The following is a 25062-nucleotide window of genomic DNA, read 5'->3' on the forward strand; positions in this document are numbered from 1 at the left end:
TCAGCGCGTGGATGTGCTGACTGATTTTATAAATAGTGCCCCATCCTGTTTTTATTTTCCCTTAACAGAGCAGCAGGCAATGTAGTTTAGCTGATGACGTTGCGAACGGAAGAAGCGAAACATTTTCAGGAACCGACGACGATTTTCGCTCGTGCGTAAGCCGTTAAACACAATTTTAACTGCCCCTGTAAGCCCTTCATCACGAATTAATCCGCGCGGTGACATCAGCGACATGTTGCCATTCTGCTGCAAAACCTGTTCGAACCCGCAGTTAAGAAACAAATCACGCCAGCCTTGTCTGGTCATTGGGCTAACGTTTGATTTCACCACATCGACAAGCAGGCCCTGATCGCCCGCGCCCAGTTTTTGGGTAGTGAACATAATATCGTGGGTGAGCAGGCGCCCACCGGGCTTCAACACGCGATAATATTCGGCAATTAACTTCGCCTTCGCTTTATCGGCATACATTGTCAGCATGGCTTCGTTAATCACAACATCGAAACTGTTATCCGCAAAAGGAAGAGTGTTGGCGTTTGCCGCCATCACATGAATGTGATTTTCCAGACCATTTTCCGCCACGTTATTCCTTGCGTTTGACAGTGCGGTTTTATCCATATCAATGGCGTATACCTTACAGCCATAGCGTTGAACTAACTCTATCGCCGTCGTGGCCATGTTGCACGCCACTTCAAGCACCTGGCTGCCGGGCGTCAGCTGTGACTGGCTAAACAACCATTCTGTTGCTTCAACGCCGCCCGGACGCAGACGGGTTTTGCCCAGGCTGGCTAAAAATGTATGACCCGCTTTTTCAGTCGCGCTCATTGGCCTGTCTCCTTTTTATAAGTTGCATTATAAATACAACATTAAAGGTTAAAGGTGAAGCGCGCGAATGATTTTTATTACAAAATGTCCTTGCCCGTAGCGTTAGAGCGGATGTATGCCGTGTGATAGACTGAATTATCAGACTTACAGGGCTGTAAATCATTATGAAATTGCATCATAAAGCGCTCAGGCTCTTTATCTCCGTCAGCGTAATTGTTTTGACGTCTTCTTTTTTGGTTTATGAGCTCATTGCCAGCGATAAAGCAATGAATGCGTACATGCGCTATATCAATGAGAAAGCCGACTCATCGTTTCTCTATGATAAGTACACAAATCAAAGCATCGCAGCCCATCTGATGCGCACATTTTCGTCCCCCCAGGAGCCAGCCTCTCTCGAACAGCAAAAAGCACTTTGCACCGCTTTCGACAGCGTTAACGGCGCTCATGGGCTCAACCTTACTAAGCACAACTATCTGCCATTGCACGGTACGTTGCAGACCACCTCAACAAAATGTGGTGAACAGCTTGATGACATTTTTCTGCTGCCTTCTTTTGACCGGGCGGTCAATGTTAATCGTCAGCAGAAAGATTACGGTCAGGGATTAGGGACGTTAGAGTATAAATTTCGATATTACGTCGATCTCAAAAATAACTATGTCTATTTCTATGATTTGATCGACTCGCGGAAATTTGCGATACACAACTGGTCGTTTTTGCAAAAAGGTACGCTGGGAATCGACCAAAATGATATTGATGGTATTTTCACCGGCCGCACGGTGATTTCCAGTATTTATGAAGATAACCTGACCGAGAAAAAAGTGATGAGCTTTTTAACACCGGTCTACTACACCGGTAAGTTAAAAGGTGTGGTGATGGTAGATATTAATAAAGAGAATTTACAGAATATTTTCTATACCAGCGACCGCCCTCTCGTCTGGCGCTATCTTAATGTAACGGTCTCGGATACCAGCTCCGGTAAAGAGATTCTCGTTCATAAAAGTGAAACCGATCTGTTCCGCTATGTTCACTATGAGAAGGACATACCCGGTGGTATACGCATCACACTCTCACTCGATGTTATGTATTTTATTGTCTCGTCCTGGAAGATATTCGCATTCTATTTACTGGCAACGATATTACTGCTGAATATGGTCAGAACGCATTTTCGGCTGTATCACAACGTCACGCGGGAAAATGTTAGTGATGCGATGACCGGGCTCTACAACCGTAAAATTTTAACGCCGGCGCTTGAGCAGCGTTTGCAACAGTTGGTGAACACGGGAACGCTCGTCACCTTTATCGCCATCGACTGCGATAAACTGAAAGTCATCAATGACACGTTAGGGCATAAAGAAGGCGATCGGATTATCACTCATCTGGCCAAAGCCATTCAAAGCTCTATTCGCAAAAGCGACTACGCCATCCGCCTCGGCGGCGATGAGTTTTGTATTATCCTCATTGACCACCCCAGTGATTTAACGCCCCGCCTGCTGGAGAGAATTCGCTATAACTTACAAATTATTGCGCATGATATATCCATCAGCTTCTCCGCCGGGGTTTATAATATGCAGCCGAACGACACTATTGATGATGCTTACAAAGCATCTGATGCACAGCTCTATCTGAACAAACAGAAAAAACACGCCGGTGCGTGATTATTTTTCTGCAGGATTTTCATTGTTGTACCAGGAGTAAGTCATGACGGAAGTGAACAAAGGTAACGCAACGCATCAGCGTTTAATCTCGCTGTTGTCAGAGCAAGGCGCAACGTACCGCGTGGTAAGCCATGAAGCCGTCGGCAAATGTGAGGCAGTTTCTGAAATTCGTGGTACCGCACTGGGCCAGGGAGCAAAAGCGCTGGTCTGCAAAGTAAAAGGCAACGGCGTCAATCAGCATGTTCTGGCGATCCTCTCTGCCGATCAGCAGGCCGACCTGAGCCGGTTAGCCAGCCATATTGGCGGGTTGAGAGCGTCTCTTGCCAGCCCGGCGGAGGTAGATGAACTGACTGGCTGCGTATTTGGCGCTATCCCACCGTTCAGTTTTCATCCTAATCTCAAGCTGGTCGCTGATCCACTATTGTTTGAGCGTTTTCATGAAATTGCGTTTAATGCCGGGTTGCTGGAAAAATCCGTGATCATGGATACCGCAGATTACCTGCGTATCGCGCAACCTGAATTAATCCCTTTCCGCCGCGAACAATAATGGTCTGCGTTAGCAGTAAAAAACGTCGCATCGTGCGTTAGCCCAAAAAAAATCATAATCATTAAAAAAAGCCTGTTCCGTCACGCATTTACGCGTACAGTAAGCAGGCTTATTTTTTCTTTTGGCAAGGAAACTACGATGTTTGATGTCACTCTGCTGATCCTCCTCGGACTGGCAGCTCTGGGCTTTGTCAGCCACAACACCACTGTCGCTGTTTCAATTCTGGTGCTGATCATTGTCCGTGTTACCCCTCTGAATACTTTCTTCCCCTGGATTGAAAAACAGGGCCTGACCGTCGGGATTATCATTCTGACCATTGGCGTCATGGCACCGATCGCCAGCGGAACGCTACCGCCCTCCACGCTCATCCACTCCTTTGTAAACTGGAAATCACTGGTCGCTATTGCCGTCGGGGTATTTGTCTCATGGCTCGGCGGACGCGGCGTTACGCTCATGGGCAGTCAGCCCCAGCTTGTTGCCGGATTACTGGTGGGCACGGTACTGGGCGTGGCGCTGTTTCGCGGTGTGCCGGTGGGGCCGCTTATTGCGGCAGGCCTGGTCTCGTTGATTGTTGGGAAGCAGTAGCCAGCCCGTTCAGATAACGGCCTGGCGTCTGCCCCAGGCCTTTTTTGAACATAGTGATAAATGCCGTGGTCGAATCGTACCCGAGCATTTGCGCGACCTGTTGTACATTGCGGCCATCGATCAACGCCTGCAGCGCCAGAATCAGCTGGAGCTGGTGACGCCAGCGGCGAAAACTCAACCCCGTTTCTTTGACGACCAGACGAGCAAGGTTACGTTCACTCATCGCAAATACGCTGGCCCATTGTCCCAGCGTCTGCCATTGTGCAGGCTCTTTCGCCATCGTTGCGACCATTCTGCGAATTTTCGGGTGATCGGAAACCGGTAACTGCATCTGCTCCTGGGGTTGCTGCGGGAGTTCATCAAACAACACTTGCGTCAGCCGCTGAGTTGCCGGTTCCAGTCGCTGAGCATCCGATTTGGACGCCAGCGCCAGAATGAGCTCCCGACATAACGGGGCGATTTTCAGCGTGCAGCAACGTTCAGGCATCACGACAGCCTGCGGCTCAATAAACAGAAAACACAATTGCGCGCCCACGGTAACGTGGTTGCTGTGTGGAATTTCGCCAGGGATCCACACCGCATATTGCGGAGGTACCATCCACATAGCGTTTTCAACTTCACAGGTGATCGCGCCATGCAGCGCCAGGATCAACTGTCCCTTACGATGCTGATGCAGCGGACTGAAAAGTTCATCTTCCCGAGCCTGAATACAAAATGCTACCGCCGCATCGTGGTGCAAATCGGGCTCATATCCATCCAGTCTCAGCCCCAACATAAGAATGTCCTATTTTAGCGATAATCTGTCATTTTAGCTTGATTCATCCATAGTGTAAAAACGCTAAAGTATCGCCTCGCCTGACGATATGAGAACAAAATGATTACTACACCTTCCTCCCGTGGCAAAAACGCAGCGTTGCTGATCGCGGGGATCCTGATGATTGCCACCACACTGCGCGTCACCTTTACCGGCGCAGCCCCGTTGCTGGATGCCATTCGCGCCGACTACGGCTTGAGTACCGCCCAGACTGGGCTTCTGACTACCCTGCCGCTGCTGGCCTTCGCGCTGGTATCCCCCCTGGCTGCCGCTGTTGCGCGCCGCTGGGGCATCGAACGTAGCCTGTTTGCCGCGATGCTGTTGATTTGCGTAGGTATTGCGATTCGTTCGCTGCCTTCGTCAGGGTTCCTGTTTAGCGGTACCGCCATCATTGGTTGCGGAATCGCGTTGGGAAATGTGCTGTTACCCGGATTGATTAAGCGTGATTTTTCCCAGCATGTGGCGAAACTCACTGGCGCATACTCGCTGACCATGGGCGCGGCGGCGGCACTGGGCTCGGCAATTGTGGTTCCATTGGCACTAAATGGATTTGGCTGGCGCGGTGCGTTGATGGTGCTGATGGCCTTCCCGCTGCTGGCGCTGATTATCTGGTTGCCCCAATGCAGCCAGACCGCTCATGCCAGCCTGAGTAACTCGCGCGCCTTGCATTCCCGCGCGATCTGGCGCTCTGGCCTCGCCTGGCAAGTAACGCTGTTTCTGGGGATCAACTCTCTTGTCTATTACGTCATCATCGGCTGGCTACCCGCCATTTTAATTAGCCATGGCTACAGCGAATCTCAGGCCGGTTCGTTGCATGGTTTACTGCAGCTGGCGACTGCCGCGCCGGGAATATTGATCCCTCTCGTCCTGAACAGATTTAAGGATCAGCGCGCCATCGCCGCTCTGGTTTCGTTAATGTGCGCCGTCGGCGCGGCGGGATTCGCCATAATGCCCGACCAGGCATTGCTATGGACCATCCTGTTTGGCTTTGGCTCAGGCGCGACGATGATCCTTGGCTTAACCTTTATTGGCCTGCGCGCAAGCTCAGCGCATCAGGCTGCCGCTCTCTCCGGCATGGCACAGTCTGTCGGATATTTACTGGCCGCCTGCGGGCCACCGCTGATGGGGAAAATTCACGACCTCAACGGTAGTTGGCTGATTCCATTAACGGGTGTCGCCGTGTTAGCGATGCTGATGGCGGTGTTTGGTTTGTGCGCGGGGCGCAATCGGGAGATCGCGAGCGCATAATGCAGAGGGCAGGTTCGCGGACAACCTGCCCAATATTTATCCGCGCGCGGCGCGCAGCATCGCCTGAACCAGAGGTACGGGTTTTCCCGCCAGCGCTCCGCGTTCATGCTGAAAGAGCGTGCCGACATAAAATGGATGTGTCACCAGCTCAATGGCACGAATATCACCAGCCTCATCCCAACCGGTCACACGGAGATCGCCGCGCTCCAGCTCAGCGGCAAAATCTTCCGATACGCCGTAGTTGCAGTGATATCCCTCCGAGATAACATCCCGCCCGTAGGCTTTGGCAATCAGCGTATTGGCCCGAAGCTCAATATCATCCGTTTTTTCTACCAGCGAGCAGGTCAACGGTGCTATCACCATCCGACCCGTGGTGTCCGTCTCCGCGTGGGCAGCGTCGATCCAGCCCAGCACGTTGCGGGCATACTCCAGAATGGCATGTTGAAAGCCGCCACAGGTACCCAAGAATGGGATGCTGTTTTCACGCGCATAGCGTATCGCGATCAGCGCCCCTTCCAGGTGACGATAAGGACTGCCTGGAACGACCCAAATGGCATCATAACCTACAAGGTCCTCACTGCTGCTGATATCAGATGTGGTTAGCCAGTCATAATCAGCCACTAATTCCAGGACGGCAGCGGCATCATCAATGGCAAGAGGAATAGCCTGATGCGCCACAATATCGGGGTTGTAATCGCCCACCAGCGCAATGCGAAGCGTATCTTTAATCGGGGAAATTTCCATTAAACTTTCCTTATGTCCAGACAATGAGGGACACTATAAGGAGCCTCAGCCTACCGATTTTTTGTTGGTATCACAATCCCTTAAATTGGGAGTCAGGGCTGGCGGAATGCTATAATGGTCACGTTTTACGATCTTATTTAACCGTAATAGCGATAGCTTAATGGAGCGGATGAAGAGATGAATATTCAGTGCAAACGTGTGTATGACCCGGCAGAAAAAAGCGATGGTTACCGCGTGTTGGTCGACCGGTTGTGGCCTCGCGGGGTGAAAAAGAGCGATCTTATTTTCAACGAATGGAATAAAGCACTTACCCCGTCATCTGATTTACGTAAGGCATTCCACGCAGAGTTGATTGATTTCTCGCATTTTTCTGAGCAATATCGCGCTGAACTGGCTCAACAGCAGCAAGAAGGAAAGCGCCTCGCAGAGATTGCCCGACAGCAAACCTTAACGCTACTGTATGCGGCGAAAAATACCCAGCAAAACCACGCGCTGGTGCTCGCTGAGTGGCTACGTCAATGCTGACCGCGTATCACTTGCCCGTTGTCGGATGATCTCTACGCCAGAGCGCCCATTCATCAATCACTTCCCCACCGGGTAGTTTGCAGTCTGACCTTACGCCTTGCGGAGTCTGCACCGCAACCAGCGTACCGCCCTTTTGTTCGCAATACACCGATGCCGGATTCGCCATGCCGATTTTTGGTGGTTTAGGGGCATCAGGCTGCGTGGTACACCCCGCCAGCACCAGCAAGCCGGGCAAAATAATAGACGCAAGTTTCATCTCTACTCCTGTTTAAAAGCATTATTCCGGCAGGTTACCCCGACTTCCCTTCTATCTCCATGTTTTACGTTCTAATTTCAATTTTATGATTACATTTCAGCCAGAAACACGTGTTTCATCTTGCTCCCTGATGTTCTATCATGCGCCCACGCCAGCCTTGTCATCACTCAGGAGTATTTACACCTCATGTCGGACATGATCCTTGCCAGAGTCTCACAATCCTTAGCCACGGAGCAGTCAGTTGAGAGTCTGGTACGCCAACTTCTGGAAATGCTGGAGGTAGTGACTGAGATGGAATCTACATACTTGACTAAGGTCGATCTGGATGCCCGTCTGCAGCATATTCTGTATGCGCGTAATAGCTGCCAAATGCAGATCCCCGAAGGGCTGTCCGTGCCGTGGGATGAAACGCTGTGCAAACGCGCTATTGAGGAAAACTGTCTGTACAGCGACAACGTGCCCGCACGATGGCCGGAATGTACCGCCGCTCGCGCACTGGACATCACCACTTTTCTGAGTACTCCCGTTCATCTTCCGGACGGAACGTTTTACGGAACGCTCTGCGCCACCAGTCGCCGCCAGCATGCGTTAAGCGAACGTGGTGAACAGGTTTTGCATCTGTTTGCCGGACTAATCGCCCAGTCTATTCAAAAAGAGTCGCTGGTTGCTCAGTTACGTGAAGCGAACGCTGCGCTGATTGCTCACTCCTACACCGATGCCCTGACCGGATTACCGAATCGGCGCGCAATTTTTGAAAATGTAGAGACCCTTTTTTCGCTCGCCCGCCACCTCAGGCAGAAGATAGTTGTCGCCTATATCGATTTGGATGATTTCAAATTGATAAATGACCGCTTTGGTCACGAGGTTGGCGACCAGTTCCTGATCCAGATTGGCCACCGCCTGCTGCGTAAATGTAGTGATAATGACATTCTCGGTCGACTGGGCGGTGACGAATTTTTAGTCGCTCGCCTGTCGCCGGAAGATGACAGGGAGCAACGTGTTCGTCTGCAGCAGGTGAAACATCAGTTGCAGCAGCAAATTTGCGGCGACTATCACCTGGGCGATATTCATCTGTTTTATCCTGGTGCCAGTCTGGGCGTGGTGGAAATTGATCCGCTGGAGACTGATGTAAACTGTGCGCTTCATCTCGCAGACAGCGCAATGTACAAGGATAAAAAGCGTCAGGATAAAACCGCTTTTGTCGTACATTAACCCCTGCTATGCTGACTCGTCTTTAAATAACTCTGGTAGATAATCGTATGCGACTCGGTATTATTTTCCCTGTCATTATTTTCATTTCCGCTGTCGTTTTCTTATCCTGGTTTTTTATTGGCGGTTACGCTGCGCCTGGAGCATAACGATGAAAAAAACAACGCTTATTATGATTGGCGTGGCTATCATCGTGGTTCTGGGCACGGAACTGGGGTGGTGGTAACCAAAGAAAAAGGCCACTTATCAGTGGCCTCTATTGTCTTCATGTTTACTTAACTTTTGACTTTTCTATAGATAAACAGCACCACAATCGCACCGATAACCGCTACGACAAAACTGCCAAAGTTGAAACCATCAACTTTACCAAAACCAAAGAAGGTACTGATCCAGCCACCTACTACCGCACCGACAACCCCTAAGATGATGGTCATAAAGAATCCGCCGCCATCTTTACCCGGCATAATCCATTTTGCCAAAATCCCAGCGATAAGACCGAAAATCACCCATGAAATAATGCCCATAATATCCCTCACTTATGTTTTTAAGTTAACGATTCGCTCGTTGTATAAAAGCATAGCATAGCGCTGAAAAATTAAAATTTGTGATCGGTATCACCTGCTATTTTCATCTTTTTCTGATCTTTCATAAGGTTAAACCATTGGATGGCGACATTTTCCCTGACGTAGCTCGTCATTAATGTCGAATCGTCAGTCATTCTGCGTTACTCATTCGCCCTCAGTCCCTGCAATTACTGGGTTTTCACTTCTGGCACGATTTATGCTTAAACAGCCGGTCACTATGACAAATCGTAGTCCGCGATGCGTATCGCGCGGCTCCGTTTACAATTCGCGCTATTTCAGCATTTAACAGGTCTGTTATTGATGAAAAAAATCACCAGTGTATGCCCATACTGTGGGGCCGGGTGCAAGCTCAAGCTTGTTGTTGAGAATAACAAAATCATCCGCGCCGAGGCCGCAGAGGGTGTAACGAACCAAAATCAGTTATGCCTGAAAGGCTACTATGGTTGGGATTTTCTTAACGACACTCGCCTTCTGACTCCCCGTCTGACTCGCCCGATGATCCGTTATGAAAAAGGTGGAAAATTCACTCCCGTTAGCTGGGATGAAGCCATTCGTTACACCGCAAAACGCTTATCTGAAATCAAAAATACCTATGGCCCCCGCGCCATTATGACCACCGGGTCTTCACGTGGAACAGGGAATGAAACCAACTACGTGATGCAAAAATTCGCACGTGGCGTTCTCCATACCAATAATGTCGATTGCTGCGCCCGTGTCTGTCACGGCCCTTCCGTTGCCGGGTTACAGGAAACATTAGGCAATGGCGCCATGAGCAATTCCATCAGCGACATTGAAAACTCAAAATGCCTGCTGATCTTTGGCTATAACTGCGCCGACTCGCACCCGATCGTGGCTCGCCGGGTAATTAAAGCTCGCCAGAACGGCGCAAAAATCATTGTCTGCGACCCACGTCGTATTGAAACTGCTCGTATAGCTGACCAACATTTGCAGTTAAAAAACGGTTGTAATATGGCACTGGTTAACGCCTTTGGCCATGTCCTCATCGAAGAGCAACTCTACGATCGCGAGTATGTACAAAAGCATGCGGAAGGACTGGAAACATACTGGGAAACCGTGAAGGACTATGCGCCTGAAGCCGTTGAACATTTAACGGGTGTTCCCGCACAGCAGGTTCGTCAGGCGATGCGTACATTTGCCGCAGCGCCATCGGCAACCGTGATGTGGGGAATGGGCGTCACCCAGTTTGGCCAGGCCGTTGACGTGGTTCGTGGTTTGTCGAGCCTGGCGTTGCTGACCGGCAATCTGGGACGTCCTAACGTCGGCGTTGGGCCGGTGCGTGGGCAGAATAACGTGCAAGGCGCGTGCGATATGGGGGTACTGCCTAACCAGTTCCCTGGGTATCAGGACGTGACCGATTTCACCGTCAGGGAGAAATTCGCCAACGCCTGGGGCATTGACGTCAATCAGATGGATGACAAGGTTGGGACGCGCATCACCGAAGTTCCGCATCTGGCTATTGAAGGCAAAATTAAAGCCTACTACATCATGGGGGAGGATCCGTTGCAAACCGAGGCCGATTTAGGTCTGGTCCGCGAAGGGTTTAACGCGCTCGATTTTATTGTCGTGCAGGATATCTTCATGACCAAGACAGCGGAAATGGCCGACGTCCTCCTGCCGGCCACCTCCTGGGGCGAACACGGCGGCGTCTTTACCTGCGCCGATCGTGGATTCCAGCGTTTTGAAAAAGCGATTGAACCCTCAGGTGATGTCAAGCGTGACTGGGAGATCACCAGCCTGCTGGCCAGTGAAATGGGCTATCCCATGCGGTATCAAAGTAACCAGCAAATCTGGGATGAGATGCGCGAGCTGTGCCCGCTTTTCTACGGCGTAACCTATGAGAAAATGGGTGAAATGGGGCATGTTCAGTGGCCATGTCCGGAGCTCGATCACCCCGGCACACCTTACCTTTACGCGAACAGCCAGTTTGATACCGCCAATGGCAAAGGCAAACTGTTTGCCGCACAATGGCGAGCACCCGCAGAGGTTCCTGATGAAAAGTATCCGCTGGTCCTGTGTACCGTGCGTGAAGTTGGGCACTACTCCTGTCGTTCAATGACCGGCAACTGCGCAGCGCTGCAAGCCCTGGCAGATGAGCCTGGGTACGTGCAAATCAATACTCATGATGCAGAAAAACTGGGTATTCGTCATCGTGACCTGGTATGGGTCAGCTCGCGTCGTGGTAAGGTCATCAGCCGCGCCGATGTATCCGAGCGTATCAATGCCGGAACGGTGTATATGACCTACCAATGGTGGATTGGTGCGTGTAACGAGTTAACCCAGGATAACCTCGATCCTATTTCGAAAACGCCGGAAACCAAATATTGCGCCGTAAGTATTGAGCACATTAGCGATCAGGGATGGGCTGAAAAGTATGCCGCACAGACGTATAGCGACATGAAATCACGCTTGTGCGAGGCCATTGCGTAAGTCACCTCACTAACCGCCTGAGTCTGGTCATCCAGACTCAGGTATTTTCTCGTTACTTCGCCAGCTGTGGTTCACTAAAGCGAATAGCAGCAGATTCTTCCTGCTTATCCCGCTGCATAAAACCGAGGTTCATCAGGAACAATCCTACCATAAACGGGAGTTCATACAGCTCTTCAATGAGATCGCCGTACTGCGCGTTGTGCAAAAAGACAGGGGCCAGCAGACGATGGTGCTCTACCGTATCGGAGATCAAAAATGCGCAGGTGGTGATCGCTAACAGCCATAGCGGCAGCGGTTCATTGCGTAAGCGACGGGCAATATCCTGGCGTAAGCGTTTTGATATCAGGACAGGCAGAATAATCATTGCAATCAATACCACTGAGATAACTCTGAACAGAAGTTTAGGGTGCTCCGGGAAATAATCACGGCCCCAACTGGTACTGCGACCCAGCAACACCAACCACCACACAGCCGCCCAAAGCCAAAATTGTTTCTCGCCTTCAGGACGTGATAAAGGCCGGATGTAGCTGAGAGTAAAAAGCGCTCCAAACAGCAGCCATAACGCCTGACCATTCTCAATCCATCTGACGACAGTACCGTTGAGCAAAGGTAGATTCCAGTTCGCAGTGAACGGGATCGTTACGATGATCAGTCCAAGAATGAAAGTGGGTAATGTTAGTCGGGTATTCAGTTTCATAAGCGAGGTTCTGTATTGTGACTGTTTCACGATCATAACCCCTGTGAATGATCCAACATTAGCAATCAATGCGGATTTCTTAAGGTATTCTTAAGAAATCTTTTTCCGGATATTTCCAGGTTTAACACGGATAAAAAAACCGCGCGGCGTCGTCAAAACGCAGTGCGGTTATTAGATTAAAATTCAGCGCATTCAATCAGTAGGAGTAATTAACGCCTACCATCCGCACACTTCATGCTCATTCTCGGTATCGTATGAACGTACGGTATTGACCAGATCTTTAACAACTTCTGCTGCCACATCCGGCACCAGTAACGTCATCGGCGCTTCAGTTTCATAATCGACTGACACGCCATTGCTGTTATTGGTCACTGTTACGGTATAGGTTGCTTTGCCCATGATTTACTCCTTGCCGGTACGCACGACTTTTCGTTGATTCGCGCTCTCCATCAGAACTTCCGGGGCAACGAAAAAATCGATATTAAAGTAAGTGTCGTCGGTCATCACTTCGATGTTATGCCATTTTTCCGGTGGAAAAACACCAAACTGACCGGCTTCAATAACCATCACCTCTACGGGCTCCGGGCTATGTTCATCTGCGTATCCGAGATATTTGACCGCCCCCTGCATAACCGAAAGTCGAGGATAAACCCCGGCACGGGTTCCTTTATCAAGGTGGCGTTCGAAAATTCCGGCAGGTGCCGTTTCTTTGTTCCAGAATGGAGTAGAGCGTGTATGGATATGGTTCTGTGGAATTTGAAGCATTTTTCTTCCCTTTTCCAGTCGACAACCAGCGAGTTCTTACTGAACCGCTGCTGTACACAGGGTACGCCTCATAATATTCATTTGAAATACCATTTATTGGTTATAACAATACAATTATAAATGAATTGCAGGGTGTAATATTGAAGGCCCGCCGTAACCAACGGGCCAATGGCGTCACGACTGAAGCGTGGCCAGACAAGCGGCAAAACCAACAAAAATCAGACCAATAAGGGAATTACCCACTTTGGCCAGCTTTTTCTTCGTACGGATATACTGCGTCACGAACGCGCCGGAGAAAATAAGAAAGCTCAGGTAGAAAAAGCTCACTATCTCAAGCGTAATAGCCAAAATAAAGAATGACAGCCCTGAGTGCGGCGCATTGACATCAATAAACTGCACGAAGAACGAAACATAAAACAAAATAGCTTTAGGATTCGTCAGGCTCAGAATTAACGCACGTTTAAAAATAGCGCCAAACGGGACTTCTTCAGGCGAGGCATCGCTTGCTTTCGATTTCAGTGTTGCATACAGGATCTTCGCACCGAGGTACAGCAGATAAAACGCGCCAAGATAGCGAACGATGTTGAACAAAACGGGCGTTGTTTTGATCAATGCGGCAACTCCGGCATAGGCCAAAAACATTAACACGGCATCGCCGATAAACACACCGCTTGCGGCGAGATAACCGCCCTTCACTCCCCGACCAACGCTGTTCTTCAACACAAATATCGTATTTGGCCCCGGTACCAGCACGATAAAAATAGCCCCCACCAGATACGTCCAGTAATTCAGAACTCCATACTCTGCGAACACGTTAACCTCTTCCTGAAAAAACACATGCACTTGCTGCGAGACAATATGCTAACGAATGCATCGGGTGATGGAAAGAGAAGGTTATGAATTAAAAAACCCGCCACTGGTGACGGGTGTGTACAGATAAGGTTAGCCCGGATTAATGGTGCAGCATCTCATCCACAACCTCTTCTCCCTTCAACTGGTAAGGGTAGTAGGTAGGCCAGTTTTCCATCTCTTCAAGCAAAGCTGCCTGCGAGGTATTTCCCATAAAGATATGGAAGTGGCTCGATTTACGCGGCGCGATAATATGATCGCTGAATTGCACGTATTTAGGTGCTTTGCTGTTAGCGTCTTTACACTCAAACAGATAACGTACACCTTTCTTGCCTGACTTATAGTGCAGAATTTTATAACCGGCGTAGTCGTATTTACATGATGCAACCTGATTACCGGTGTGAAATTCCATTACGTCATTTTCGATGCCGATGGTGTCTACGTTGGTTGCATAACCTTTACGGTAGTAATCTTTAATTTGTTCTGCCGTTTTGCTTTTGTCTTTCTCCGCTTTCTTTTTGAAGACCGGATCAAGCTCGCCGCTGACCAGATACGGATAGACAGATTGCCACATGCCATCCCAGTCGGTCAGCGCCCTATTTTGCACCTGGTTATCATCAAAAACCCCTTCCGACGCCTTTTGTTCTGCTTCGCTCATCGGCGCACCATGGGAATGATGACCGTGCGCCATAACCGAACCACTGACTAAAAGCATCCCCAGAGCAATTGTCAGTTTATTAATACAAATAGCCAAAATTTCACCCTCAAATCATTTGCGAGTGAAATGTTATAATATAACGTATCAATTTAATCAATAGACCAGCTACAAGCCTCTATCTCATTTCACGTTACAATGAGTTTGCTGGAACAAAGCTGATCAAGCAGGGCCTGCTGATGGCTGATAATCAGCATAGCCAACGGTCGACGCTGGCATTCTTCAAGCAGCAGCGCCCAAATATCCCGTTGAATGGAAGGATCGAGCTGGGCGGTAATTTCATCAGCAATAAGAAAACGTGTCCGCGGGTCCAGCGCACGAAGTAAAGCAATTCGCGCCAGTTCACCGCCAGAAAGTTGTCCGGGGCGGCGAGTTAACCACTCTGGGTTGATGTGAAGACGGGTAAGCATTTCAGCATCCGGTCGCCAGGCATCATGAACCGCATCACCGGTGCTGCGTCGGGGGTTAAAAGTTAATTCCGGATGCTGTGGCACCAGTTGCACCGGGCAATACTGGTGCATCGGCAACGGTTGTTCATCAACCAGAATGTCACCCGAAGTTGGTTTCTGCCAGCCCGCCAGCACGCGTCCCAGCGTCGTTTTGCCCGTCCCACTTGGCGCACAAATCCCAATACGTTCTCCAGGGTGTAGAGAGAAGGTCAGATTTTGCCACAGAACCTTTTCTCCCTGACGGATTGTTACATCACGACAGCACAACATCGCGCTCTCCAAAAAGTTGATTTCTTTCAGGCAGCGCCCGCCATTGTCGTTGCAGATGTTCGCTAATCTCTCCGCGTAACAGCTGTTCCCGGCTGACGTTATCCGACACCCTTCCCTGATGCAGCGCGACAATACGATCCGCATGGCGGGCCGCCAGCGTGAGGTCATGCGTTACCCATAAAACGCCAGCCCCTTGCTCACATTGCTCACGCAACTGTTCAAGGAGTTGATTAGCCAGAGGTGCATCAAGCCAGGCGGTAATTTCATCCGCCAGAATATAGCGAGCCTGACTCAGAGACGCATGACAGGCCAGGACACGTTTCGCCATACCGCCTGAAAGCTGGCGCGGAAAAGCATCTAATACGCGACTTTCCAGTCGGCTACGCTGGAGCAATCGTTCAATATTTCCGGCATTCCATTGCTGGCCAGAAAGCTGGCATGCCCTGCGCAGATGCTTTTCAATCGAGAGCAGCGGGTTAAGCGCCTGAACGCCTTGCGGGACATAGCTGAAGGTATTGCCACGACATTGGCGAATATCATCGCTGTTCAGCGTTTTGCCCTCCAGCGTGATAGTGCCCTGGAAGCGCAAATTCTCCGGTAAGAGATCGAGCAGGCATTGCAGCAGCAGGCTCTTACCCTCCCCGCTTCCTCCCACTAACGCCACCATTTGACCCGGTACCACGTCGAAAGAGATATCCTGCAACAGCGAAGACCAGTTTCTCGCGCCGTACCAGCGATAACGCGCCACCTCCAGCGAGACCTGTCTTAAACTCAACATGCGTCACCTCGTAACCATAAACGATGTACCGCCCTTGCGAGCTGATCGAATAACATCACCAGACTGAACAGCATCAGTCCCGGAAACAGCACCAACCACCAATCGCCATGACTGATAAATCTCAGCGCATCCGCCAGCAGCAGTCCCAGTGACGGTTCATGCGGTGCCAGCCCAAAACCGAGGAAGCTTAACGCCGCACTGTGCAACACCGCGTGGGGAAACATCAGCAGTGTTCCCGTGAGCCATTGAGGTAATAAGGCGGGTAGATAGTGATGTCGCCAGCAGTAAAAATGTCCGTGTCCCAGACGCCAGGTCAGCGTCAAGTAGTCACTGTGGGCCACGCGCTGCGCTTCAGCACGCAGGATCAGCGCCAGACGCGGCCAGTGGGTCAGCGCAACCGCCATAATCACGCCGTTTTTCCCGCCGCCCAGCGTAAAGCAGATCAAAATGAGCAACAGCAGATGCGGCATCGACAGCATGGCATCAGTAATCAGACGCATAAGCACATCCAGACGCGGATGTATGCGCGAAACCGCCGCCATCACTAACGCAATGAAACCGCTGCACAACGCCGCACCAATACCAATTTGCAGACTGGTTAACGCGCCCTGAAAGCAACGGATCCACAGATCGCGCCCGAGGTTATCGGTGCCAAACCAGTACAGCGCATCAGGCGGAAGATGACGGGCAAGCAGATTAACGCTCAACGGGTTATCCAGCATTGCGGCACCATACACTGCAATGAATAACAGGCAGCTAAAAGAGAGCAAAAGACGAATCAGCGTCGGCGTCGGGTTATAGAGCATCAGGTCGTTCCAGAGCACGGTTCAACATACGGACAAGCCAGGTAGACAGCGAGTTACCAATAAACACCAATACGGTACTGAACAATACAATTCCCATCAGTAACGGCAGATCTCCACGTAATCCAGCATCAATAGTGGCCTGCCCCAGTCCCGGGTAAGCAAAGACTTTTTCGGCCAATAATGCGCCTCCCAACAGCTCCCCCAGCGAGGCAAACTGCAAACACAGCGCAGGCGTAATTGCATGACGCAGAACCTGATGGCGTAACAGTGACCAGCCTTTATCTCCCTGAGAACGCGCAAAACGGACAAAATCGCTCTTCATCACGCTGGCGATGCTTTCCCGTGTATGAAGCGTAATTTGTCCCAATCCCAGCAAACTGAGCGCGCAAACGGGAAGCACCAAATGGCGCAGACGCTCAGTCAGCGTCGCCATATCGCCGCTGTTGCCCGGCTCCCACGCGCAGCAGACCGGAAATACCGGCCAGCGCACGGCAAATAACGCCAGCAACAGCATGCCAATCCAGAAGGTCGGCAGCGAAGAAAGCAGATAACTGAGGCGACAGATTGCTTTATCCGGCCAGCGATTCAGGTAGCGACCCGCGACAAACCCCATTGCCGTTCCCAATATGCCAGAGAGCAGCCACGCGCCACCAAGCAGCGCAAACGAGGTAGAAAAGCGTTCCTTGATCACGCTGGCAACCGGTGCGTTAAACAACATTGAATAGCCGAGATCGCCCTGTAATACACGGACAAACCAGTGACTAAAACGCTCCCATAGCGGTTGGTCCAATCCCCAGCGAGCCGCGATACGCGCATATTGCTCCGGCGGCACATGCAAGAGATCGTTGCCGATATAAGCCCGAATCGGATCGACCGGAGAAAAGCTGAGCAGCACAAAAGTGCCAGCCGCAACCAGCACTAATAACACTATCAGCCGTAGAAAATGGCCCACAACAGACTTCATCAACGGCAGGTCCAGGTCCATTCGTCCAGATTATTGAGCAGTGACCAGCTACCGTGAATCTCCGGTGCGCCTTTACCTAAGTCAATACACGGATTTGCCAGGTAGGTATGCTGAATATTCAGCAGCCATGCCCAGGCAGCATCGCCCTGCACGCCAGCCCCTTGCTTGCCATCCCACTCAACTTGTTGCCAGAACGGCAACGCTTTTTGCCAGTCCGGAGCGTCAATTGCCTGTTTAAGATGCTGCTCAACGACAGGATTGCTGTAATAGCCTGGATTGTAGTATTCCACGCCCGCAGCCTGATTACTGTAGTGATGGAAAAGCTCCATCGGATCCAGACTTCCCCAGCCAAACAGCGTCGGGTTGGCATGCATATGCCGCTCAACAGTTTCCCAGCTCCCGGATTGCAGAGAAATCTGAATACCCACTGGCTCCAGCATCGCACGTACGGCTTCGGCTAAATCCCGGCGTGTACTGTCACCGCTGGCGTACCACAACGTTAAGCGAGCCTCTTTACCGTCCTTCACACGTACGCCGTCTTTACCCACCTTCCAGCCGGTTTCTTCCAGAATCGTTCGCGCTTTTTCGCTATCGCCATCTTTGAACGCAACTGATTGTCCCTGCCATGGCAGACCCTGAACCGCGCTATACGCCGGAATCGCATGACCTTCCATGACCTGATCGGCAAGCTGCTTACGGTCGATGGCGTAGTTGATGGCGCGCCTGATGGCAACATCGGCAGTGATATCGTTCCCAATCGGATAGCCATTGGCGTCTTTTTTACCTGCAGGAACCATCGGGAACACAATGCCCCGGTTTTCCACGCTGTCGCGTACCCAAAGTTTCAAATTTTTCTGCTGAGGAGCGACCGCCATCGATGGCGCGATACGTACGAGTCCCAGTTGGCCGCTGCGCGCTGCGGCATAAGCGTTATCTTCATCAAGGAAGACAAACACCAGCTTACTGAAATCATTTTTCTTACCGGCATACCAGGGGTTAGCCTCAACGATCAACTGCTGCCCCGGCTGAAAACTCACCAGTCGATACGGACCCGCGCCAATCGGATTTTTAGCGAATGTTTTTTCGTCATACCGTTTTTGCGGAACAATTCCTAATGAACCCAGCACGTTCACAAAGGTACTTTGCGGGCTACGTAACGTAATTTCTACCGTGCGGTTATCTTTCAGACTGGCATGGGTGAAGTTCCCCATATCAATTTTGCCGCCGCTTTTTGCTGCTTTGTTATAGGTGAACACCACGTCTTCAGCGGTTAGCGGCGAACCATCAGAGAATTTAAGGTCAGGTTTTAACGTCAACGTCCAGGTTTTGCCGTCTGCGCTGGTCTCTACTTTTTCCGTCAGCAGGTTTCCCCAGCTCATATCTGCATTTTGTTTTAATAATGGTGCATGCAAAAGCAGATAGCTGCCATGACTCCAGCCCAGCATCGGGTCAAAACCTTCCGTTGGCTCCGGTCCAATTGCCAGTTTTAACGTCTGCCCTTCGCTCGCATTTTGCGCGGCGAGAAGTGGTGAGGTTAATGCGAGAGTCAATGCGCACGTAAGCAGTGCCAGCTTGCCTTTGATCATTATGTTATCCAGATTTACGTTATTTTTATGCTGCATAACGATTTACAGTCGTTAAGCAGTCTCCTGGGGAAGGGATTATGGCGGACAGAAATGACGAAAAAAATGATGCGGCGCAGAAAAGTATGACGATTTTCTAAAATTATCATACTTTTTTCTGATACTCCGTTATGAGTACGATGTGAATCTCAGAATATAGATTAATCCCTCGCCATTTATTCAAAGAATATTAATCCCTATCTAATAATTACCCATGCGGACTATTTACCCTCCCCACTATTCCCTTATCTAAAATTCATGACAATTTATGTATATTTATTCAAAAAAAACACCAGAAGTGACAAGTTATGTAAATTTGTAATGATAATTATTTGTATTATCATTACGATCACTTATCTTACTGCCTTTGATTTTTAACAAAGGAAGTTTGACTATGCGTTTAAAACCTGTTGCCTCTGTCGTTCTGTCCTGTTTAGGATTTTCCAGCCCCCTGGTATTTGCTGAAGATGTCATGGTGGTAACCGCTTCCGGTTACGAAAAGAAAATCACCAATGCCGCCGCCAGCGTCTCTGTTATTTCGCAGCAAGAGTTACAAACCAATAAATATAATGACTTAGGTGAAGCCCTGCGTTCTGTTGAAGGGGTAGATGTTGAAAGCAGCACCGGTAAAACTGGCGGTCTGGAGATCAGCATCCGTGGCATGCCCGCCAGCTATACCTTGATCCTGATTGACGGTATTCGTCAAAACGGCAGCAGCGACGTGACGCCAAACGGCTTCTCTGCCATGAATACCAGCTTTATGCCCCCGCTGGCGGCAATCGATCATATTGAGGTTATCCGCGGCCCGATGTCGACGCTTTATGGCTCCGACGCAATCGGTGGCGTGGTGAATATCATCACCAAAAAAAGCACCGATAAATGGAGCACTTCCATCAATACCGGCGTTAACCTGCAAGAGAGTAATAAATGGGGTAACAGTACGGTCGCCAACTTCTGGTCAAGCGGCCCGTTAATCGCGGGCGTACTGGATATGCAGGTTCGGGGGAGCACAACCCAGCGTCAGGGTTCCAGCGTCACTTCGCTGAGCGATACCTCTTCCACCCGCGTACCTTATCCAACCGAGTCGGAAAACTACAATATTGGCACGCGATTCGACTGGAAAGCCAACGAAAGCAATACGCTGTGGCTGGATCTCGACTCCGCCAGACAGCGTTATGACAACGATGACGGTCAGTTGGGTAACCTGACGGGAGGTTATGATAAAACGCTGCGCTATGAGCGTAACAAAGTGACCCTCGGCCACGATACAGCCTTAACGTTTGGCACCTGGAAATCCTCCCTCGGCTGGAATGAGACCGAGAACAAAGGCCGACAACTGGTCTCCTCCGCACTCACACCAGAGAACGCAGGTCGGGCCGGTGACGCGCGTGAACTGAAGAACACCAACGTCATACTAGACTCAGTGCTACTGACACCATTAGGTGATTCGCACCTCTTAACCCTTGGCGGGGAATACTGGGATGCACGAATGAAAGATGGTGTGGTGCTGGCCAATACCGGCGAGACGTTCCACCAAAAAACGTGGGCAGCCTATGCGGAAGATGAATGGCATATTCTCGATTCGCTGGCCTTAACCGCAGGAACACGCTATGAGCATAACGATGTCTTTGGCGGTCATCTCAGCCCACGAGCCTATATGGTCTGGGATGTTTCCGACGAATGGACGCTCAAAGGCGGCGTAACGACAGGTTATAAAGCACCATCACTGAGCCAGTTGCATAACGGGATCAGCGGCGTAACCGCACAAGGAACGGTGAATACGGTCGGGAACCCGGACCTCAAACCTGAGGAAAGCATCAGCTACGAAACCGGGCTGTATTACGAGAACAACGCCGGGCTTAACGCCAACATTACCGGCTTCTATACTGAATACAAAAATAAAATTGTCTCGTATTCTATCGATGATAATACCAACAGTTATACCAACAGCGGCAAGGCGAGGACCGATGGCGTTGAATTTGCCAGCACCTTCCCTCTATGGTCGGATGTGCTGACCTTATCTCTCAACTACACCTACACTCAGAGCAAGCAAAAAGATGGTGACAATAAAGGCGCGCCGTTAAGCTATACACCAAAGCATATGGCTAACGCCCGTCTGAACTGGCAGGCAACGGAAGATATGAACGCCTGGCTGAGCGCACGTTATCGCGGTAAGGCCCCACGCTTCACGGAAAATTACGACAATCTCAGCGCAGTACAAAAAGCCGTCTATGACGATAAAGGTGCTAATTTAAAAGCCTGGACCGTCCTGGACATGGGAATGTCTTACAAACTGACCAAAGATCTGACACTTAATACGGCAGTTAATAACGTGCTGGATAAAGACTTTAGCGAGGTTAAACTTTACCAGGTGGGCCGTAATAGCACCTACGCAGGTGATTATTATCAGACTGCACAATCCACCACCGGATACGTAAACCCGAGTCGTAACTACTGGGTATCGTTAAACTATCAGTTCTAATGTTGTTTTCCCTTCCTGACGGACTGGAATTGATAGCCCGTCAGGAATTATGTTACATCAAATAACAGGCGGATGATGTTATAAAATCGCACTCTTTATAAGGATATGATTAAAACACTCTCAGCCACCTGTAACTAAAAGTAACTAATTTTCATGTTAAATTCTTACCAGGCAAGAACACCAGAATCAGATTTATTCACACAACAAATGCCTGGATTTTAAAAATCGAAAAACAAAAGCCAACATCATCATATTTTTCTGAGTTACCAGACCTTACCCTCAAAAAAACATTTATCAAAATAATAATAAAAATACATTCACATAATCAATTCTTCAAGTTTGAAAAACAAAAAGAAACATCTTCTTTGATTTGGAACGGATACTCAATGTTATTATTTCAAAAATAACATCCACGGTAACCGCCATGCTCATCACACACGAAATACTTAATGGAATAATGGGTGAAAGAGTTTCCGATGATTGTATTATTTACTTGTCTGGACCTTCATCATTAGATACGCCCCTTGAGATAATGCGTAGTAAAAGCTGCATTTGCGTAAATGGTAGCGCAGGCTATTTAATTAACAACAATATCCCTGTATTTCTTTATGTTGTTTGTGACGGTTCTTTTTATGAAAACAATAAAGAATTATTTTATAAGTATTCCGCCTATGCTCAGCATACCTTTATTAGTGAAGATGTTATTAAAAGAGCTGATTCAACAGAGGCAGGGAACTTGCTCAACACATGTTTTCTGTTAAAGGACATTTGCAAATCCAGAGGTGGTATCGGTAGAAAGATTCGCTATAAAATAAAAACAATGACTAACAGGAATCTCCGAATTAAATGCTCTGCATTCAGAAAAGTGAAAACAATCGCATTTTCAACTGATGTAACACATGGTCATTTTGGTAGTGCTACAGTCGCATTTAGCGCGTTACAAATAGCCATTAGTCTAAAATTTGAAAGAATAATTTTTTCAGGTTTAGATTTGAAAGGTGGCTGTAAACGGTTTTACAATGAAGTTAACGCTCAACCCACGACTCTACCTGCTGATCTTAGCTTTATATTAAGGTCATTTTCTTATGTAAGTAGCCACTATGACAGTAAGATCTACAATCTTTCTCCACAAACAGCTATTCCCTACGATGTTATTCCATTCATCAATACAGAAGAAATAGCTTGTTCCGCCTCCTACTAGCAATACACCAACGGTGAGAATATTTAAACAATTAATACAGAAACACCCCTTCTTGCGCCATGAGATACAATGCCAAAACAATAACCCCGACGATACCGCCTAAAAACAGTACTGCGGCAATCGCAAGCTGGTTGCGGTTTGCGTACTTCGTATTGTCTCGCACATCCAACTTTTTTTTCGCCGCTCTGTGACTTGAATCACGCTCCATCGCGAATGTTATATCTGCCATGCCATTATCCAGTTGCTGTATATGAAAACACAAATAACCACCACATCAATAAGGGTATAGGTTTTACATAACAGAATCTGAGATTTGTCTCACGATAAAGATAATCGTCGGATTTTTACTCCCGAAGCAGATTTCATGCTCCCTTTTCATCAATAAGGTTATCCTGTATTTATTCGACAAAAACCTTCACTTTAGGCTTTGCCAGCAGAATCATGACGAACTCAGTGAAGGTTACTGGTTTATAGAAATAGTACCCTTGCAGGAAAACAATGTTGTTTTTGTTGAGATAATCGAGCTGAGCCTTCGTTTCAACTCCTTCTGCAACGATGCTTAAAGACAGCTTGCGCGCCAGGTCGAGAACACAATCCAAAATTCGGGTTGAATCGGGAAGCTCATTAACCCTTCCCACAAAGCTCTGATCGATTTTAATGTAATCAATGTGCAGGTCATGCAAATAAGAAAGCCCAGAATAGCCCGTACCAAAATCATCAAGCGCAATCACAAAGCCATTTTCATGCAGGATATTGAGCCTCTGCACAAGTTCTTCATCTACATGTAATGGCTCACGCTCAGTAACTTCAATCACCAGGTTGAGATCATGGCGGCTGAAGCTATCTTTGAATTTCAGACACTCTTCAACAAATGTAGGGGAAGTGATATGGGATGCGCTGAAGTTAATACCAACATGGAATCCAGATGGCAGTTTGCTGGCAATGGCGTTCATATTCGCCGCAACCTGCCTCATCAGACTTTGAGTTAGTGGCACTATCAGGCCTGATTTTTCGGCGACGGGAATGAAGGAGGCAGGAGAGATATATCCGGCTTTTGGATGTTTCCATCGGGCCAGTACTTCAACACCGCGTAACGTCCCTTCACGACCATTTACGATAGGTTGATAAAAAGGCACGATCTCTCCTTTTACTATCGCTCTGCGCAACGTTTCTTCTGGGGTATCGTTCTTATTTAGATATTTATCAATGGCATAAGCGGCTGCGAAAGATATTAACAGGATAAAAACCAGAATCCCTGAACCTTGTGTAACCAGCCTTTTTGCACTAAACAATGGCGGTTCATTATAAATAATGCTGAACGGATACTTTGCGGAATTCACCTGACCAGACATCTGTGAGCTTGCTGTAACGGTTTCCACATCGCCCAATAAACCAAGCACTTCGTCACCTACGAGTAGTGAATATGTCACCCCCTTTAACGGAACATTCAATGCTCCACGGATATGCACCCCGCTAATGGTGACAATGATGTGGTTGGTTTGAAAACGAGTTTGATACAGCAGAACGGGTATCTCATTTTCCGTATTTCTTGCGGGAGTAAGCAGCAAATTTGTATCAGCAATCACCGGAATTTGCTTAAGCAAGATCCGATTACCTGGCAGTGACGTACACCAAAGCTTCCCCTGTCGGATAATGATCAGCGTTCGCAAATGAGGGCGAAGTGCAGCTTCAGTTCCAAGTTGGTATTGACCCTCCAGATCGCATTTTTTTTCGGCGATGTGCATAGCGGTTCGAGTTGCCTGGAAAGCTTCATCCAGTATGTTATCCATATTTTTCGCGGCATATCTGGCTCCTCCAAGGGTTTCTGTCGAAGAGGAATACCAAAGCTGCATATTAAGAATAAAAACACCGATCAAAAAAAGACACACCGCAGCGGTTACCGGTAAAAGTACTTTGCGCATTCTCATGTCCCGTGGCGAAAACTGATCAGTCGTTGCGATGAGCATTGACGTGTTCTAGTTTATCTCTACAGAGCATGGTAGATAGAATCAAAAGTCGCCATGCGC

27 protein-coding genes and 1 pseudogene are annotated in these 25062 nt (G+C 49.1%); 11 read left to right on the top strand and 17 right to left on the bottom strand.

The features are described 5' to 3' along the window. Window positions 1–51 precede the first annotated feature (51 nt). Window positions 52–822: a class I SAM-dependent methyltransferase gene (locus tag SK33_RS13835; protein WP_032949093.1), complete on the bottom strand. Its 771-nt coding sequence runs from the start codon at window positions 820–822 to the stop codon at window positions 52–54. A 164-nt stretch (window positions 823–986) separates the two neighbouring features. On the opposite strand from SK33_RS13835, the gene dgcJ reads away from it, so the two are divergent. The 3 genes from dgcJ (at window position 987) to SK33_RS13850 (ending at window position 3609) form a co-directional block, all read left to right on the top strand. Next, window positions 987–2477: a diguanylate cyclase DgcJ gene (gene dgcJ, locus SK33_RS13840; protein ID WP_048219055.1), complete on the top strand. Its 1491-nt coding sequence runs from the start codon at window positions 987–989 to the stop codon at window positions 2475–2477. Window positions 2478–2520: 43 nt separating this feature from the next. Next, window positions 2521–3024, top strand: a complete 504-nt coding sequence (locus SK33_RS13845; RefSeq protein WP_003030712.1) for a YbaK/prolyl-tRNA synthetase associated domain-containing protein — start codon at window positions 2521–2523, stop codon at window positions 3022–3024. A 138-nt stretch (window positions 3025–3162) separates the two neighbouring features. Beyond that, the gene (locus tag SK33_RS13850; RefSeq protein ID WP_003832453.1) at window positions 3163–3609 is read left to right on the top strand and encodes a DUF441 domain-containing protein; all 447 of its coding nucleotides are present in this window, start codon (window positions 3163–3165) and stop codon (window positions 3607–3609) included. Here the strand turns inward: SK33_RS13850 and SK33_RS13855 are convergent. Further along, window positions 3592–4384, bottom strand: a pseudogene (locus SK33_RS13855) (AraC family transcriptional regulator); the annotation flags it as partial. The gene SK33_RS13850 and the pseudogene SK33_RS13855 overlap by 18 nt on opposite strands. 99 nt (window positions 4385–4483) lie before the next feature. Between SK33_RS13855 and SK33_RS13860 the strand changes: the two are divergent. Next, window positions 4484–5671 carry a CynX/NimT family MFS transporter gene (locus SK33_RS13860; protein ID WP_048219057.1) on the top strand — a complete coding sequence of 396 codons (1188 nt, stop codon included), beginning with the start codon at window positions 4484–4486 and terminating at the stop codon, window positions 5669–5671. Between the two features lie 36 nt (window positions 5672–5707). Here SK33_RS13860 and SK33_RS13865 read toward each other — a convergent pair whose 3' ends face one another. Further along, window positions 5708–6415 (bottom strand): CTP synthase C-terminal region-related (seleno)protein, encoded by a 708-nt coding sequence (locus SK33_RS13865; protein ID WP_003846671.1) that lies wholly within the window; start codon window positions 6413–6415, stop codon window positions 5708–5710. Window positions 6416–6592: 177 nt separating this feature from the next. Here SK33_RS13865 and SK33_RS13870 point away from each other — a divergent pair, with 177 nt between their 5' ends. Further along, the gene (locus SK33_RS13870) at window positions 6593–6940 is read left to right on the top strand and encodes a DUF488 domain-containing protein (RefSeq protein WP_003030722.1); all 348 of its coding nucleotides are present in this window, start codon (window positions 6593–6595) and stop codon (window positions 6938–6940) included. 7 nt (window positions 6941–6947) lie between these two features. Here the strand turns inward: SK33_RS13870 and SK33_RS13875 are convergent, their stop codons facing one another. Beyond that, window positions 6948–7196, bottom strand: a complete 249-nt coding sequence (locus tag SK33_RS13875; RefSeq protein ID WP_003030725.1) for a putative hemolysin — start codon at window positions 7194–7196, stop codon at window positions 6948–6950. A gap of 186 nt (window positions 7197–7382) precedes the next feature. Between SK33_RS13875 and SK33_RS13880 the strand changes: the two genes are divergently transcribed. Genes SK33_RS13880 through yoaJ form a run of 3 tightly spaced genes read left to right on the top strand, consistent with a single transcriptional unit; the run spans window position 7383 to window position 8631 of the window. Beyond that, window positions 7383–8408 carry a sensor domain-containing diguanylate cyclase gene (locus SK33_RS13880; protein WP_003030727.1) on the top strand — a complete coding sequence of 342 codons (1026 nt, stop codon included), beginning with the start codon at window positions 7383–7385 and terminating at the stop codon, window positions 8406–8408. Between the two features lie 47 nt (window positions 8409–8455). Next, window positions 8456–8554, top strand: a complete 99-nt coding sequence (locus SK33_RS13885) for a YoaK family small membrane protein (protein ID WP_032941789.1) — start codon at window positions 8456–8458, stop codon at window positions 8552–8554. 2 nt (window positions 8555–8556) lie between these two features. After that, window positions 8557–8631 (top strand): protein YoaJ, encoded by a 75-nt coding sequence (yoaJ, locus tag SK33_RS13890; RefSeq protein WP_099530266.1) that lies wholly within the window; start codon window positions 8557–8559, stop codon window positions 8629–8631. A 49-nt stretch (window positions 8632–8680) separates the two neighbouring features. Here the strand turns inward: yoaJ and SK33_RS13895 are convergent, their stop codons facing one another. Then, window positions 8681–8929: a GlsB/YeaQ/YmgE family stress response membrane protein gene (locus tag SK33_RS13895; RefSeq protein WP_003030729.1), complete on the bottom strand. Its 249-nt coding sequence runs from the start codon at window positions 8927–8929 to the stop codon at window positions 8681–8683. Between the two features lie 360 nt (window positions 8930–9289). On the opposite strand from SK33_RS13895, the gene fdhF reads away from it, so the two are divergent. Beyond that, entirely contained in the window at window positions 9290–11437 is a 2148-nt protein-coding gene (gene fdhF / locus SK33_RS13900; protein ID WP_048219934.1) for a formate dehydrogenase subunit alpha, read from the top strand. A gap of 52 nt (window positions 11438–11489) precedes the next feature. Here fdhF and SK33_RS13905 read toward each other — a convergent pair whose 3' ends face one another. The 10 genes from SK33_RS13905 to SK33_RS13950 all read right to left on the bottom strand — a co-directional run bounded on the left by SK33_RS13905 (window position 11490) and on the right by SK33_RS13950 (window position 19352). After that, window positions 11490–12134, bottom strand: a complete 645-nt coding sequence (locus SK33_RS13905) for a hypothetical protein (RefSeq protein ID WP_048219935.1) — start codon at window positions 12132–12134, stop codon at window positions 11490–11492. A gap of 216 nt (window positions 12135–12350) precedes the next feature. Further along, window positions 12351–12533, bottom strand: coding sequence for a DUF1869 domain-containing protein (locus tag SK33_RS13910; protein ID WP_003832433.1), 183 nt, complete (start codon window positions 12531–12533; stop codon window positions 12351–12353). Window positions 12534–12536: 3 nt separating this feature from the next. After that, a complete protein-coding gene (yeaR, locus tag SK33_RS13915; protein WP_003030735.1) occupies window positions 12537–12899 on the bottom strand; it encodes a DUF1971 domain-containing protein YeaR in 363 nt (120 codons plus the stop codon). 174 nt (window positions 12900–13073) lie between these two features. Continuing rightward, window positions 13074–13712 (bottom strand): leucine efflux protein LeuE, encoded by a 639-nt coding sequence (gene leuE, locus SK33_RS13920; protein WP_048219937.1) that lies wholly within the window; start codon window positions 13710–13712, stop codon window positions 13074–13076. Between the two features lie 139 nt (window positions 13713–13851). Then, entirely contained in the window at window positions 13852–14463 is a 612-nt protein-coding gene (gene zinT, locus SK33_RS13925; protein ID WP_231865366.1) for a metal-binding protein ZinT, read from the bottom strand. A 128-nt stretch (window positions 14464–14591) separates the two neighbouring features. Continuing rightward, entirely contained in the window at window positions 14592–15182 is a 591-nt protein-coding gene (locus SK33_RS13930; protein ID WP_003030739.1) for an ATP-binding cassette domain-containing protein, read from the bottom strand. Beyond that, window positions 15166–15960, bottom strand: a complete 795-nt coding sequence (locus SK33_RS13935) for an ATP-binding cassette domain-containing protein (protein WP_048219062.1) — start codon at window positions 15958–15960, stop codon at window positions 15166–15168. Before SK33_RS13935 ends, SK33_RS13930 begins: the two co-directional genes overlap by 17 nt. Next, window positions 15954–16766 (bottom strand): ABC transporter permease, encoded by an 813-nt coding sequence (locus SK33_RS13940; RefSeq protein WP_003030742.1) that lies wholly within the window; start codon window positions 16764–16766, stop codon window positions 15954–15956. The genes SK33_RS13935 and SK33_RS13940 overlap by 7 nt, the downstream gene beginning before the upstream one ends. Then, window positions 16756–17730 carry an ABC transporter permease gene (locus SK33_RS13945; protein ID WP_003846681.1) on the bottom strand — a complete coding sequence of 325 codons (975 nt, stop codon included), beginning with the start codon at window positions 17728–17730 and terminating at the stop codon, window positions 16756–16758. Before SK33_RS13945 ends, SK33_RS13940 begins: the two co-directional genes overlap by 11 nt. Next, a complete protein-coding gene (locus SK33_RS13950) occupies window positions 17730–19352 on the bottom strand; it encodes an ABC transporter substrate-binding protein (RefSeq protein ID WP_048219064.1) in 1623 nt (540 codons plus the stop codon). Before SK33_RS13950 ends, SK33_RS13945 begins: the two co-directional genes overlap by 1 nt. Before the next feature lie 394 nt (window positions 19353–19746). On the opposite strand from SK33_RS13950, the gene SK33_RS13955 reads away from it, so the two are divergent. Continuing rightward, entirely contained in the window at window positions 19747–21834 is a 2088-nt protein-coding gene (locus SK33_RS13955) for a TonB-dependent receptor (protein WP_048219066.1), read from the top strand. Between the two features lie 424 nt (window positions 21835–22258). After that, window positions 22259–23035 (top strand): 3-deoxy-D-manno-oct-2-ulosonate III transferase WaaZ, encoded by a 777-nt coding sequence (waaZ, locus tag SK33_RS13960; RefSeq protein ID WP_048219067.1) that lies wholly within the window; start codon window positions 22259–22261, stop codon window positions 23033–23035. 31 nt (window positions 23036–23066) lie between these two features. Here waaZ and SK33_RS13965 read toward each other — a convergent pair whose 3' ends face one another. Both SK33_RS13965 and SK33_RS13970 read right to left on the bottom strand, forming a co-directional pair. Then, window positions 23067–23264 carry a hypothetical protein gene (locus SK33_RS13965; protein WP_003030753.1) on the bottom strand — a complete coding sequence of 66 codons (198 nt, stop codon included), beginning with the start codon at window positions 23262–23264 and terminating at the stop codon, window positions 23067–23069. A gap of 169 nt (window positions 23265–23433) precedes the next feature. Then, window positions 23434–24957 (bottom strand): EAL domain-containing protein, encoded by a 1524-nt coding sequence (locus tag SK33_RS13970; RefSeq protein WP_003846686.1) that lies wholly within the window; start codon window positions 24955–24957, stop codon window positions 23434–23436. Window positions 24958–25062 lie beyond the last annotated feature (105 nt).

It is taken from the genome of Citrobacter sp. MGH103, assembly GCF_001034475.2.
In the GTDB taxonomy this organism is placed as follows: Bacteria; Pseudomonadota; Gammaproteobacteria; order Enterobacterales; family Enterobacteriaceae; genus Citrobacter; species Citrobacter freundii.

What these genes read in the sequence shown, in the direction of transcription:
- SK33_RS13835 (WP_032949093.1), bottom strand. Translation starts at nt 822, where the DNA reads ATGAGCGCGACTGAAAAAGCGGGTCATACATTTTTAGCCAGCCTGGGC.
- dgcJ (WP_048219055.1), top strand. Translation starts at nt 987, where the DNA reads ATGAAATTGCATCATAAAGCGCTCAGGCTCTTTATCTCCGTCAGCGTA.
- SK33_RS13845 (WP_003030712.1), top strand. Translation starts at nt 2,521, where the DNA reads ATGACGGAAGTGAACAAAGGTAACGCAACGCATCAGCGTTTAATCTCG.
- SK33_RS13850 (WP_003832453.1), top strand. Translation starts at nt 3,163, where the DNA reads ATGTTTGATGTCACTCTGCTGATCCTCCTCGGACTGGCAGCTCTGGGC.
- SK33_RS13860 (WP_048219057.1), top strand. Translation starts at nt 4,484, where the DNA reads ATGATTACTACACCTTCCTCCCGTGGCAAAAACGCAGCGTTGCTGATC.
- SK33_RS13865 (WP_003846671.1), bottom strand. Translation starts at nt 6,415, where the DNA reads ATGGAAATTTCCCCGATTAAAGATACGCTTCGCATTGCGCTGGTGGGC.
- SK33_RS13870 (WP_003030722.1), top strand. Translation starts at nt 6,593, where the DNA reads ATGAATATTCAGTGCAAACGTGTGTATGACCCGGCAGAAAAAAGCGAT.
- SK33_RS13875 (WP_003030725.1), bottom strand. Translation starts at nt 7,196, where the DNA reads ATGAAACTTGCGTCTATTATTTTGCCCGGCTTGCTGGTGCTGGCGGGG.
- SK33_RS13880 (WP_003030727.1), top strand. Translation starts at nt 7,383, where the DNA reads ATGTCGGACATGATCCTTGCCAGAGTCTCACAATCCTTAGCCACGGAG.
- SK33_RS13885 (WP_032941789.1), top strand. Translation starts at nt 8,456, where the DNA reads ATGCGACTCGGTATTATTTTCCCTGTCATTATTTTCATTTCCGCTGTC.
- SK33_RS13895 (WP_003030729.1), bottom strand. Translation starts at nt 8,929, where the DNA reads ATGGGCATTATTTCATGGGTGATTTTCGGTCTTATCGCTGGGATTTTG.
- fdhF (WP_048219934.1), top strand. Translation starts at nt 9,290, where the DNA reads ATGAAAAAAATCACCAGTGTATGCCCATACTGTGGGGCCGGGTGCAAG.
- SK33_RS13905 (WP_048219935.1), bottom strand. Translation starts at nt 12,134, where the DNA reads ATGAAACTGAATACCCGACTAACATTACCCACTTTCATTCTTGGACTG.
- SK33_RS13910 (WP_003832433.1), bottom strand. Translation starts at nt 12,533, where the DNA reads ATGGGCAAAGCAACCTATACCGTAACAGTGACCAATAACAGCAATGGC.
- yeaR (WP_003030735.1), bottom strand. Translation starts at nt 12,899, where the DNA reads ATGCTTCAAATTCCACAGAACCATATCCATACACGCTCTACTCCATTC.
- zinT (WP_231865366.1), bottom strand. Translation starts at nt 14,463, where the DNA reads ATGCTTTTAGTCAGTGGTTCGGTTATGGCGCACGGTCATCATTCCCAT.
- SK33_RS13930 (WP_003030739.1), bottom strand. Translation starts at nt 15,182, where the DNA reads ATGTTGTGCTGTCGTGATGTAACAATCCGTCAGGGAGAAAAGGTTCTG.
- SK33_RS13935 (WP_048219062.1), bottom strand. Translation starts at nt 15,960, where the DNA reads ATGTTGAGTTTAAGACAGGTCTCGCTGGAGGTGGCGCGTTATCGCTGG.
- SK33_RS13940 (WP_003030742.1), bottom strand. Translation starts at nt 16,766, where the DNA reads ATGCTCTATAACCCGACGCCGACGCTGATTCGTCTTTTGCTCTCTTTT.
- SK33_RS13945 (WP_003846681.1), bottom strand. Translation starts at nt 17,730, where the DNA reads ATGAAGTCTGTTGTGGGCCATTTTCTACGGCTGATAGTGTTATTAGTG.
- SK33_RS13950 (WP_048219064.1), bottom strand. Translation starts at nt 19,352, where the DNA reads ATGCAGCATAAAAATAACGTAAATCTGGATAACATAATGATCAAAGGC.
- SK33_RS13955 (WP_048219066.1), top strand. Translation starts at nt 19,747, where the DNA reads ATGCGTTTAAAACCTGTTGCCTCTGTCGTTCTGTCCTGTTTAGGATTT.
- waaZ (WP_048219067.1), top strand. Translation starts at nt 22,259, where the DNA reads ATGCTCATCACACACGAAATACTTAATGGAATAATGGGTGAAAGAGTT.
- SK33_RS13965 (WP_003030753.1), bottom strand. Translation starts at nt 23,264, where the DNA reads ATGGCAGATATAACATTCGCGATGGAGCGTGATTCAAGTCACAGAGCG.
- SK33_RS13970 (WP_003846686.1), bottom strand. Translation starts at nt 24,957, where the DNA reads ATGCGCAAAGTACTTTTACCGGTAACCGCTGCGGTGTGTCTTTTTTTG.